This is a genomic window from Frateuria sp. sgz306004 (genome assembly GCF_057750885.1).
Genome location: NZ_JBYLFE010000001.1, coordinates 524,911 through 537,903 on the forward strand (window position 1 = coordinate 524,911; position 12,993 = coordinate 537,903).

At 64.8% G+C, this 12,993-nt stretch carries 5 protein-coding genes; 2 read left to right on the forward strand and 3 right to left on the reverse strand.

What is annotated here, in order from left to right:
* Position 1 precedes the first annotated feature (1 nt).
* Positions 2-928 carry an ArsR/SmtB family transcription factor gene (locus tag AC3G2C_RS02485; RefSeq protein WP_488383016.1) on the reverse strand — a complete coding sequence of 309 codons (927 nt, stop codon included), beginning with the start codon at positions 926-928 and terminating at the stop codon, positions 2-4.
* A 221-nt stretch (positions 929-1,149) separates the two neighbouring features.
* Between AC3G2C_RS02485 and AC3G2C_RS02490 the strand changes: the two genes are divergently transcribed.
* On the forward strand, positions 1,150-2,310 hold the full coding sequence (locus tag AC3G2C_RS02490; RefSeq protein ID WP_488383017.1) for an acyl-CoA dehydrogenase family protein: 1,161 nt from the start codon (positions 1,150-1,152) through the stop codon (positions 2,308-2,310).
* A gap of 326 nt (positions 2,311-2,636) precedes the next feature.
* On the opposite strand, the gene AC3G2C_RS02495 is transcribed toward AC3G2C_RS02490, so the two are convergent.
* Both AC3G2C_RS02495 and AC3G2C_RS02500 read right to left on the reverse strand, forming a co-directional pair.
* Positions 2,637-5,891, reverse strand: a complete 3,255-nt coding sequence (locus AC3G2C_RS02495; RefSeq protein WP_488383018.1) for a multidrug efflux RND transporter permease subunit — start codon at positions 5,889-5,891, stop codon at positions 2,637-2,639.
* A gap of 11 nt (positions 5,892-5,902) precedes the next feature.
* A complete protein-coding gene (locus tag AC3G2C_RS02500) occupies positions 5,903-7,123 on the reverse strand; it encodes an efflux RND transporter periplasmic adaptor subunit (protein WP_488383019.1) in 1,221 nt (406 codons plus the stop codon).
* A gap of 845 nt (positions 7,124-7,968) precedes the next feature.
* On the opposite strand from AC3G2C_RS02500, the gene AC3G2C_RS02505 reads away from it, so the two are divergent.
* Entirely contained in the window at positions 7,969-12,903 is a 4,935-nt protein-coding gene (locus AC3G2C_RS02505) for an NAD-glutamate dehydrogenase (RefSeq protein ID WP_488383020.1), read from the forward strand.
* Positions 12,904-12,993: the final 90 nt, after the last annotated feature.

Here is a 12,993-nt window from a genome sequence, read left to right on the forward strand (position 1 = left end):
CTCAGGGCTTGCGAGCGAGCAGGCTGATCACTTCAAAGTGCGGTGCCTTGCGTTCGCGGCTCAGCCGCGTACAGCTCAGCACGTCCAGGCCGGCTGCCGTGGCGAAGCCGCTCAGGTCGTTGGCGGCAAAACCGAGGTTGCGGTGGTCGAAGGGCTCCACCACCGCGCGGTGATCGTGCTTGCCCAGCGTCACGGCGAGCAGGCGACCGCCGCTGCGCAGCAGGCGGGCGGCTTCGGCCACGGCCTGGGCCGGCTGTTCGGCATAGGTGAGGGCGTGCAGCATCAGCACCAGGTCGAAGCGACGCTCGCCCAGTGCGAGGGCATGCATGTCGCCCTGGCAGACTTCCACGTTGGTGAACGGCTTGAGCCGCTGCGCGGCGGCCTCGACCACGCGTTCGCTGCTGTCCACGCACAGGATGGAGCGCGCATGCGGCGCCAGCAGTTCGGCGGTGATGCCATCGCCCGAGGCGATATCCAGCACGTCGCCGGTTTCCAGCAGCTGCAGCAGGGAGCGCGCGAGGGTTTCCCAGGTGCGGCCCGGGGAGTAGTGACGCTCCATGTCGCCAGCGACCGTGTCGGCCCAGCCTTCTTCGCGGGCGCGCTGCGCCAGCACGCTGGGCAGGCGGTCGGCGTCTTCGCGAAGCAGGGCGTCGTCGATGCTTTCGCGCAGGGATTTGAGCAGCGCTTGCTGGCGCTCGTCGGTTTCGCTGTTGGCGCGGTAGTAGGCGGAGACGCCGGCGCGACGGTCGCGCACGAGGTCCGCTTCCTTGAGCTTGGCCAGGTGGGTGGACACGCGTGGTTGGGCCAGGTGAAGGACCGAGGCGAGCTCCGCCACGGTCAATTCCTCGCGCTCCAGCAGGGCCAGCAGGCGTACGCGCGTAGGATCTGCCAGCAGCCGGAGCACGCTAGAGGCGGTTGCCAGATCCATTGATTATCCTTATATCGCGATACAGAGATGCGAAGGCTAGGCCGCGTAGCCTGTCGCGTCAAGCGCTGCGCCGCAGCGGCAGATTTTGTGTGATGGCAAGTGGCTGAAAACCCAGGCGTTGGTCGGCAGGCCCGGAAGGCCGGCGTGCTGCGACCGCACAAGGGCTGTCGTCGCAGACAGGCTAAAATCGCCGGCTCTCTCGTGTCCCCTTGGAGCCCTTCATGGATTTCCGCTTTACCGACGACCAGTTGTCCATCCAGGCCATTGCCCGCGATTTCGCGCAAAAGCGCATCGTGCCGGTGGCGGCGGAGCTGGACGAGAAGGGGGAATTCCCGCTCGACAATATTCGCGAGATGGGCCAGCTGGGCCTGATGGGCATCGAAGTGCCGACCGAGTACGGCGGCGCGGGCATGGACCCGATCGCCTACGTGCTGGCCATGATCGAGATCGCCTCGGCCGATGCGGCCACGGCCACCGTCATGTCCGTCAACAACTCGCTGTTCTGCACCGGCATCCTCAAGCACGGCACCGAGGAGCAGAAGCAAAAGTACGTGCGCGCCATCGCCCAGGGCGAGGCCATCGGTGCCTATGCGCTGACCGAGCCGCAATCCGGCTCCGATGCCTCGGCCATGCACACCCGTGCCACCAAGAACGCCAACGGCGACTGGGTGATCAATGGCAAGAAGAGCTGGATCACTTCCGGCATGGTGGCGCGCTACATCATCCTGTTCGCCATCACCACGCCGGGCATCGGCGCCAAGGGCGTGTCCGCCTTCATCATCGATACCCAGCTGCCGGGCTTCCATGCCGGCAAGAGCGAGCCCAAGCTGGGCATCCGCGCGTCGGCCACCTGCGAAATCGAGTTCAGCGATTACGTGTGCCCCAAGGAGAATCTGCTGGGCGAAGAGGGCAAGGGCTTTGCCATGGGCATGAGCCTGCTCGATGCCGGCCGCATCGGCATCGCCTCGCAGGCGGTGGGCATTGCGCGTGCGGCTTACGAGGCGTCCTTGCAGTGGTCGCGTGACCGCAAGGCCTTCGGCCAGCCCATCGGCACGTTCCAGATGACCCAGGCCAAGATTGCCGACATGAAGTGCAAGCTCGACGCGGCCATGCTGCTGACTCTGCGCGCCGCCTGGGCCAAGGGGGAGGCGGAGAAGAACGGTGGTCGCTTCGGCACCGAGGCCTCCATCGCCAAGCTCACCGCATCCGAGGCGGCCATGTGGATCTCCCACCAGGCCGTGCAGATCCACGGCGGCATGGGCTACTCCAAGGAGATGCCGCTGGAGCGCTACTTCCGCGACGCCAAGATCACCGAGATCTACGAGGGCACCAGCGAAATCCAGCGCATCGTAATCGCCCGTGCCGAGACCGGGCTGCGCTGAGCACTGCCTAGCCCAGAGATCGCTTGAACCATGCCCGGCCGACGTGTTCGGCCGGGTATTTTTTTGGCTGCGGCATGTTGGTGAATTGACCTGGCCCCTCATTTCGCAAATACTTGCGATCAACCACGGAACCAGGTCCCTCGCGCCACGGATGGCGCTACCTTTCTTTTCTGCGCATTGGCGCTTCCCCTTACTCGATATCCACCTGGGCTAAACGACGGGTGCGGGCAGACTGCATTCAGGGCAAGGCGATCCAGCGTTGCGAATAACAAAAAGCCCCGGTCTTGCGACCGGGGCTTTTGTCTTGCAGGGCAAGCTTTGTTCGATCAGGCGCCGCGACGCGGGTCCGAATCGAACGGCTGCATGCCGCTGGGCAGGTTGCCACCCGGGGGCAGCGAGCCACCCTGCGGCGGCTGGCCGTGTCCGCCCGCACCACCGCCATGACCCTGGCGGATGGAGTGGGAGGTCTCGTCCATCTTGTCGCCGAGCAGGCGGCGCACCACCACGTAGAACACTGGGATCAACAGCAGACCCAGGAAGGTGGCGAACAGCATGCCGCCGATCACGCCCGTGCCGATGGCGTGACGCGCGTTGGCGCCGGCACCGGTGGAGATGAACAGCGGCAACACACCCAGGATGAACGCCATCGAGGTCATCAGGATGGGGCGCAGTCGCAGACGAGCTGCCTGGACGACACCTTCGCGCAACGTCTTGCCTTCCTGCTGCTGCTCCACGGCGAACTCCACGATCAGGATGGCGTTCTTCGCCGCCAGGCCGATCACGGTGATCATGCCGATCTTGAAGTAGATGTCGTTGGGCAAGCCGCGCAGCATGGTGAACACCACTGCGCCCAGCACGCCCAGCGGCACCACGAGCAGCACCGACACCGGGATGGACCAGCTTTCGTACAGTGCGGCAAGGCACAGGAACACGATGAAGATGGACAGCACCATCAGCAGCGTGGCGGCGTTGCCGGCCAGGATTTCCTGGTACGACTGGCCGGTCCAGTCATAGCCGAAGCCTTTGGGCAGGTTGTCGTTGATGATGCCTTCGAGCACGCCCATGGCTTGGCCGGTGGAGTAGCCCGGGCCTTCATTACCCACGATTTCCACGGCCGAGTAACCGTTGTAGCGAGTGAGCGCTGGCGCCGCCATGCTCCACTGCGCCTTCACCACGCTGGCCAACGGAATCATGTTGTTGCTGGTCGGCGAGGTGCTGGTGGTGGCCAGCGAGCTGGGCGTGTAGATGTGCTGCAGGGCTTCCGGGCCCATGCGGTAGGGCGCATCGGCCTGCACCATCACGCGCTTCACGCGGCCGCCGTAGGAGAAGTCGTTGACATACACCGGCGCCAGCATTAGCTGGATCGCGCTGTAGATGTCGCTGACCGACAGGCCCATGGCCTGCGCCTGTACGCGGTCCACGCTCAGGTTGATCTGCGGCGCGCTTTCCAGCGTGTTCGGACGCACACCCACCAGGGCCGGGCTTTGTGCCGCCTTGCCCAGGAGAATGTTGCGCGCGTCGGTTAGCTCGTCACGCGACTGGCCGGCACGTGCCTGCAGGTACATGTCGATGCCGCCGAACTGGCTGAGGCCGCGAATGGTGGGCAGGTTGACCACGAAGATCTGCGCATCGCGAATGCCGTGCAGCTTCATGTTCGCCTGCTGGATGAACTGCGACGCGGTGACGTCGCGGGCGCTCCAGTCCTTCAGGCGGATGAAGTTCATGCCGGTGTTTTCACCCTGGCCCACAAAGCTGAAGCCGGAGATCTGGAACACGCCGTCGACGGCCGGGTCCTTCTTCAGCACCTCGCGGATTTCGCCCATCACGTGCTGCGTGCGCTGCAGGCTGGCGCCGGGAGGCAGCGAGACGATGGCCAGTGCATAGCCCTGGTCTTCGTCGGGCACGAAGCTGGTCGGAAGCCTGGTGAACAGGAATCCGCAGAGCAGCGTCACCAGCACGAACACCACCATCCAGCGCGGTGCATGCTTGATGGCACCGCCGATGTGGCCGGTGTAGGTGTGCGTGACCCAGTCGAAGAGGTCGTTGAACTTGCGGTAGACGACGTTCTTCTTTTCGTGGTGGGTGGGCTTGAGGATGGTGGCGCACAAGGCTGGGGTGAACGACAGCGCGAGGAACGCGGAGAAGCCCATCGACACGGCGATGGTCAGCGCGAACTGCTTGTAGATCACGCCCGACGCGCCTGGCTGCAGCGCGGACGGCACGAACACCGCCGCCAGCACCACGGTAATGGCCACCACCGCGCCGGTGATCTGGCCCATTGCCTTGCGTGTGGCTTCCTTCGGCGAGAGCTGCTCCTCGGTCATGATGCGTTCGACGTTCTCGATCACCACGATCGCGTCGTCCACCACGATACCGATGGCCAGCACCATGCCGAACAACGTGAGCTGGTTGACCGTGAAGCCCAACGGCAGCAGGCCAAGGAAAGTACCGAGCAAGGCCACCGGAATAACCAGGGTGGGGATGATGGTGGCGCGGAAGTTCTGCAGGAACAGCAGCATCACCAGGAACACCAGCACCACCGCTTCGATCAGCGTATGCACCACTTCTTCGATGGAGATCTTCACGAAGGTGGTGGAGTCATACGGGGCGAACCAGGTCACGCCCTCGGGGAAGCTCTTGGCGAGGTCGGCCATCTTGGCGCGCACGGCGGTGGCCACGTCCAGCGCGTTGGCGCCGGGCAGCAGCTGCACACCGAACGAGCCGGTGGATACGCCGTTCCATGTTGCGGCAAAGCCGTAGCTCTGCGGGCCGAAATCGATGCGGGCCACATCGCTGAGCTTCACCACGGTGCCGTCGGGATTGGCACGCAGAATGATGTTGTTGAACTCGCTCGGGTTGGAGAAGCGACCTTCGGCCGACACTGTCGCGCTGAAGCCCTGGCCATTCACGGCGGGGTCCGAGCCCAGCGAACCGGCGGCGAACTGCACGTTCTGCGTCTGCAGGGCGCTCAGTACTTGGGTGGCGGACAGCCCATAACCCTGGAGCTTGTCCGGGTTGAGCCACACGCGCATGGCGTACTCGGCACCGAGCTGGCGGGTGCTGCCCACGCCCGGGATACGGGCGATCTGGTCGAGCACCTGCGAGGACACGATGTCGGTGAGCTTGTCGCCGTCGATATCCGGATTGCTCGAGGTCAGCGCCACGAACATCAGGAAGTCCGGGTTGCTCTTGGCGACGACCACGCCTTGCTGAGTCACTTCGGTCGGCAGACGCGGTGTGGCCAGCGACACCTTGTTCTGCACCTGCACCTGAGCAATATCAGGGTCGGTACCGGTTTCAAAGGTGAGGGTGATGCTCGCCGAGCCGCTGGAGCTGGACGAGGAGCTGAAGTACAGCAGGTGATCGATGCCGGTGAGCTGCTGCTCGATCACCTGAGTGACGGTTTTTTCGGTGGTGTCAGCGCTGGCGCCGGGGTAGGTGGCATTCACCGTGACCTGCGGCGGGGCGATGTTCGGGTACGACTCGATACCCATGTTCAGCACCGCAATGGTGCCGCACAGGGAGATCAGAATCGCCACCACCCACGCGAAAATGGGGCGGTCGATAAAGAAACTGGGCATGGTCTACTCCCTTACTTGCCGCCGGCCGGCTTGCCGCCAGCCGCACCCGGCATGCCCGCGCCACCGGGCGCGGCCTGCTGGTCGGGCTGCCAGGGCGAGGCCTTGGCCGGGGCGCCTTCCTTGACGCGCTGCAGACCGGACACCACGACCTGGTCGCCTGCCTGCAGGCCCTTGGTCACGATCCAGTTGCTGCCGCTGGTGTCGTTGGCGGTGACGTTCTTGCGCACCACGTTGCCGTCCGCGCCCACCACCATGGTGTAGGCACCGGCGGTGTCGCGCAGCAGAGCGGCCTGGGGCACCAGGAACACGTTGTGCTGCTCGCCGAGGTTGGCGCTGATGGTCACGTACTGGCCGGGCAACAGGGTGCGGTCGGGGTTGGGCAGCAGGGCGCGCAGGTTCACCGCACCGGTGGCCGGATTGACCGTGGTGTCGGAGAAGTCGAGCGTGCCGGACTCGCCGTAGGCCGAGCCATCAGGCAGGGTCACCGTCACGGTGGCCTTGTTCTGCTGCTGCAGCGTCACGTTGCCGGAGGCCTGCGCGCGACGGAGCTGGTCCAGATCGGACACGCTCATGGTGAAGTTCACATAGAGCGGGTCGAGCTGATCCACCGTGGTGAGCAGGGTGGCGTTGGCACCGGTATCGGCGGTGCTGCTGCCGACGATTGCGCCCTCCGTCACCTGCTGCTGGCCGGCGCGGCCGTCGATCGGCGCGGTGACGTTGGTGTAGCTCAGGTTGACGCGGGCGGTGGTCACCGCCGCCTCGGCCTGCTGCACACCGGCTGCCGCCGAGCGCTCGGCCGCTTCATCGGCATCGAGCTGAGCGCGCGAGATATAGCCCTTGGGCACCAGCGAACGATCGCGCTCGGCTACCACGTGGGCATTGGTGTAGGTGGCCTTGGCCGAGGCCAGGGCCGCCTGCGCCGAGTTCAGCGCAGCCTGGTAGGGCGCCGGGTCGATCTGGAACAGCAACTGACCGGCCTTGACGTCGGTGCCTTCGGTATAGACGCGCTTGGTGACCACGCCCGACACGCGGGCGCGCACATCGGCGCTGCGATACGGCGAGAGACGGCCCACCAGGCTCTTGCGCAGCGGTTCATTCTGCGGCTGCACCTTCACCACACCCACTTCCGGCGGGGGCATCTGCGGCGGACCTTGCTCCTTGCCTTTGCCGCAGGCGGCCAGTGAGAGCAAGCCAAGGCACAACAAGGGTGTGCGCAGTGACGTGGACTTCATGTGGGCTCCATTCTCATTTTAATGTGGTCGGGGATGCAGCTTGTTGCCGCCATTCCAGGCGACAACCGAAGTTCGTTAGGCATCGAGCACACGACCGCCCCGCCTGCCATAGGGCCCGAACCAAGGGGCGAAAGGCGGGGCGGGGTGCTGTCATGGCCCAACACAAAAAGCAGCCGAGCGTGGACTATACCGTACAGTTTACAATTTGTAGAGCTGTTGACTAAGCCGGATATGGCTGCACAACCGCAGCGGTCCGGGTGTCGCAAAGCAATGCTGTACCCCTAGGCGAATCCACTACGGGCAATTTTGGCCTAGTACCGTGAAGGAAGGGTGTCGGTGTTTTCGCGGTCATGCGGTGGCGATAGGTGCCGATAGTGCCAGCGCGCAGGCGTATGGGCCTGTGCCGATGGTCTGCTTGCGCCCGCCGCGCAGTGGTGCACAAAGCAAGCAAGCATGCCTGCGCTTGATGACACACACGTACACCGAATCATGTGCGTTCGCGGATGCCAGCTGAACAGCGCGATGTGTTGCGTTGCAGCGACACCGGCGAGATGCCATACCCACATACGCATCGGTACTGAGCAGCGTCGCCGACGCGTATTCCCGTGTGAAACGCCGGCAACTTCATGAGGCCTTCACCTTTTTCCTTGGAAAGCGTCACGTGTAACGCGTATCGAGAAGGGTTGGCGATGGCGAATAAGTGCCAAAGCAGGTCTTTGCTGCAAGGGCGTCATACCTGACGTGGGCTGAAACTGCCACCGCAAGAAGGTGGATTAGGCATCACGCCGGGCGTATCCTTTCAAGGCTTTTTTTCCCTATTCCGTTTCCCCAAACCAGTAGATGCCATGAACGCGATTCGTGCGGCTAGCAACAGCTCCTTCCCCACTGTTGTTTTCGAAGAACTGAAGCAGAGCGGATTCCCCACCCAGCGCCTTGATGAGGCGCAATTTTTTATCAGCGCCTTTTTTGCGCGCATTGCCGATGGTGACCTCGAACTGCACACCACGGCCGAATGGGCCGCGCTGGTGGGCGACCTGTTGAACTTCATGCAGCAGCGCCAGGCGGGCCGCGCCTCGGTGCGCGTGGTGAACCCGACCACGGGCCACGCGGGCCGCAGCTATGTCCAGGTCGTCACCGACGACATGCCGTTCCTGGTGGACACCGTCACCATGGTGGCTGCCGAGCACTTGCAGATCCATGCCGTCATTCACCCGGTGGTGAACGTGACCCGCGACGCGTCGGGCAAGCTGGTCAAGCTCGGCGCCGAAGACGCGCAGCCCGAGTCGGTGATGCACTTTGAGGTGGATCGCCTGGCCGATGCCGAGGCGCAAGCCAAGCTCACCGCGCAGCTCGAAGGCGCCCTGGACGATGTGCGCACCGCTGTCAACGATTGGCCGAAGATGCGCGACAAGGCGCTGGCCATCGCCGCCGACCTGCCGACGCGCCAACTGCCGATCGAAGGCGCCGCGGTGAAGGAAGCCGCTGAATTCCTGCGCTGGCTGGCTGATGACAACTTCACCTTCCTCGGTTACCGCGAATACGAAGTGACCGAAGCCGACGGCGAGGAAGTACTGCGCGCGGTGGAAACCTCCGGCCTGGGCATCCTGCACAAGAGCGAGCGCTCGCTGGCGCCGCGTTCGCTGCGTACGCTGGTGGCGCACGATCTTCCGCAGTCGGGCTCCACCGACGCCATCATCCTCACTAAGACCAACGCGCGCTCGCATGCGCACCGTTCGGGCTACATGGATTACGTGGGCGTGCTCAAGTTCGACGCCAACGGAAAGCCGGTGGCCGAGCAGCGTTTCCTGGGCCTGTTCACCTCCAACGCTTACATGGCGCGCCCGCAGGACGTGCCGCTGGTGCGCCAGAAGTACGAATACGTGATGGACCGCTCGGGCCTCAAGCGCGACTCGCACTCGGGCAAGGCGCTGCGCCACATCCTCGAAACCCTGCCGCGCGACGAGCTGTTCCAGGCCGCCGACGAAGAGTTGTTCGGCAACGCCATGGGCACCCTGGAACTGCGCCAGCGCGCACGCACTCGCCTGTTCGTGCGTCGCGACCGTTACGGCCGTTTCGTGAGCTGCCTGGTCTACGTGCCGCGCGACCGTTTCAACACCACGGTGCGCGAACGCATCGAGGCGCTGTTGCGCAACGCCATGCGCGGTGAATACCTCGACTCCTCGGTGCTGATGGGCGAGGCCGCCCTGGTGCGCCTGTACGTGGTGGTGCGCCCGAAGATCGGCGACCAGGTGCCGTTCGATGTGGCCGAGCTGGAGAAGGGCGTGGCCGCCATTGTGCGCAACTGGCAGGACGACCTGCGCGATGCGCTGGTGGCCAAGCTGGGCGACCACGACGGCGTGGTGCTCGCTAACCGTTTCGCCAAGGCGCTGCCGGCCGGCTACGTGGAAGACGTGTCGCCGACCTCCGCCGCCGAGGACGTGCGCCAGCTGTCGTTGCTCAAGGGCGACGATGCGGTGCGCATGTCGTTCTATCACCCCGAGGCCCGCCCGGAAGAGCTGCGCTTCAAGATCTACCGCAGCGGTGGCGACATCGCCCTGTCCGAAGTGCTGCCGCAGCTGGAGAACCTCGGCCTGCGCGTGCTCACCGAGCATCTGTACGACGTGCATGTGGATGGCGCCCAGCTGCACATCCAGGATTTCGAAGTGCAGACCGCTGGCAGCCTCGCCTTCGGCGTGGAGCAGGTTGGTTCGCTGTTCGAGGATGCCTTTGAACAGATCTGGCGCGGCAACGCGGAGAACGACGGCTTCAACCGCCTCGTGCTCGGCGCCAAGCTGAGCTGGCGCCAGATCGCCATGCTGCGCGGCTACTGCAAGTACTTGCTGCAGACCGGCGTGACCTTCTCGCAGAGCTACATGGAAGATGCCTTCAACCGCTACCCGGCCATTGCCGGCCTGCTGGTGGAGCTGTTCCTGGCCAAGTTCGATCCGCGTCGGGAAACGCTGAGCGCCGAAGAGCTCAAGCGCGCCGGCGAGCTGCTGCGTGGCGAAATGCAGGCATTGATCCCCGAGTCGGTGCGCAACGCGCATCCGGGCCTGATCGACGGCCTGGTGGGTGCACTCTCCAAGCCGCGCGCCGAGCAGATCGCCGCGGTGGAGGAGGCCATCGGCACCTTGCTGGAAACCGTGTCCAGCCTGGACGACGACCGCATCCTGCGCAGCTTCATGTCGCTGATCCGTTCCACCCTGCGTACCAGCTTCTTCCAGCAGTGGAATGGCCAGTACCGCAGCTACATCAGCTACAAGTTCGACTCGCACCGCGTGCCCGAACTGCCCAAGCCGGTGCCGTACCGCGAAATCTTCGTGTGCGCGCCGCGCGTGGAAGGTATCCACCTGCGCTTTGGCGCGGTGGCGCGCGGCGGCCTGCGCTGGTCCGACCGTCGCGAAGACTTCCGCACGGAAGTGCTGGGCCTGGTCAAGGCGCAGATGGTGAAGAACACCGTGATCGTGCCGGTGGGCTCCAAGGGCGGCTTCTTCGTCAAGCGTCCGCCGCTGAACGGCGACCGCGACGCGCAGCTTGCCGAGGGTATCGCCTGCTATCGCATGTTCATCAGCGGCCTGCTCGACATCACCGACAACCTGGTGGACGGCAAGGTCGTGGCCCCGCACGAGGTGGTGCGCCATGATCAGGACGATCCGTACCTGGTGGTGGCGGCGGATAAGGGCACGGCCACGTTCTCCGATATTGCTAACGCCATTTCGGTGGAGCACGGCTTCTGGCTGGGCGATGCGTTCGCTTCTGGCGGCTCCAACGGCTACGACCACAAGGGCATGGGCATTACCGCCAAGGGCGCGTGGGAGTCGGTCAAGCGCCACTTCCGTGCGCTGGGCCGCGACAGCCAGAGCCAGGACTTCACCTGCGTGGGCATCGGCGACATGTCCGGCGACGTGTTCGGCAACGGCATGCTGTTGTCGCGCCACATTCGCTTGGTGGCCGCGTTCGATCACCGCCATGTATTCCTCGACCCGAACCCGGATGCCACTCGTTCCTTTGCGGAACGCGAGCGCATGTTCAAGGTGCCGCGTTCGAGTTGGGAGGATTACGACAAGTCCCTCATCTCGCAGGGTGGCGGCGTCTATTCGCGCACGCTCAAGGCCATCCCGATCTCGCCGGAAGTGCGCGCCGTGCTCGGCCTGCGTGGCGATGTGACCCAGATGGCGCCTAACGACTTGCTCAGCGCCATCCTCAAGGCGCCGGTGGATCTGCTGTGGAACGGCGGCATCGGTACCTACGTGAAGGCCGCCAGTGAAACGCATGCCGAAGTGGGCGACCGCGCCAACAACGGCCTGCGCATCAACGGTGGCGAGCTGCGCTGCAAGGTGGTGGGCGAGGGCGGCAACCTGGGCTTCACCCAGAAGGGCCGCATCGAGGCCGCCCAGCACGGCGTGCTGCTCAATACCGACTTCATCGACAACTCCGCCGGCGTGGATACCTCCGACCACGAGGTGAACATCAAGATCCTGCTCGGCGATGCCGTGCAGCGCGGCGAGCTCACGCTGGAGCAGCGCAACACGCTGCTGGCCAGCATGACCGACGAAGTGGGCCAGTTGGTGCTGTGGGACAACTACCGCCAGAACCAGGCCATCACCTTGATGGAGCACCAGTCGGTGCAGCGCATCGGCTCGATGGCGCACTTCATTCGCATGCTGGAAGGCGAGGGCCTGCTCGATCGCCAGGTGGAGAACCTGCCGAGCGAAGCCGAGCTGACCGAGCGCAAGACGCGCGGCATCGGCATGACCCGCCCGGAACTGTCGGTGCTGCTGTCCTACGACAAGATCAAGCTGTACCAGCAGTTGCTCGACTCGGACGTGCCGGAAGACGCCTACCTCTCCAAGGAGCTGGTGCGCTACTTCCCCGAACCGCTGCACACCAAATACGCCGATCACATGCAGCGCCACCGCCTGAAGCGCGAAATCATCGCCACGGCCGTGACCAACTCCACCATTAACCGCATGGGCGCCACCTTCATGATGCGCATGCAGGAGGATACCGGGCAGGGTCCTGCGGCCATCGCCAAGGCCTATACGGCCGCGCGCGAGATCCTGGGTGCGCGTGAGCTGTGGTCCGAGGTCGAGGCGCTGGACAGCAAGGTGGCCGAGAACACGCAGATCGACGCGATCCTGCAGATCTGGTCGCTGCTGCGTCACATGACCCGCTGGCTGCTCAATCGTCCGGGCGGCACGCTGGACATCAATGCCAACGTGGATCGCTACCAGTCGGGCGTGATGGAGCTGTGGGCAGCCCTGCCGAATGCGCTGACCGAAACCGGCAAGGCCGATTTCGCCACCAGCCAGGAGAAGTGGGAAGGCCTGGGCCTGCCGGCCGAACTGTCGCTGCGCCTGGCGCGCATCCCCGAGCTGCGTGCCATGCTGGACATCGTCGAGGTAGCACAGCAGAGCAGTCAGCCGATCGCCAAGGTCGCCGGTGTGTTCTACGAACTGGGCGAGTCGCTGGACCTGGAATGGCTGCGTAGCCAGATCGAGGCCCTGCCGGTGGAAGGTGCATGGCACGCTCAGGCCCGCGGTTCGCTGCTGGACGAGCTGAACCACCAGCATCGCGCCCTGGCTCTGCAGGTGCTGTCGATGACCGGCAGCAGCAAGGACATCTCGCCGGTGCAGGCGTGGTTGCAGCGTGACGACGCCACGCTCAAGTACACCCGCAACATGCTGGCGGAAATCCTCACCCAGAACGCGGACTACCCGATCGCTTCGGTCGCGGTGCGCCGCCTGGCCCAGCTGGCGCAGGTGCCGGTGAACCAGTAATCGGTCAGTCATCCGGCGCGCCCCTTGGGCCGCCAGATGACCTTCCGATGGCAAGGCATTGCCTTTCGAAGGGCGCAGGCCGACGACGGT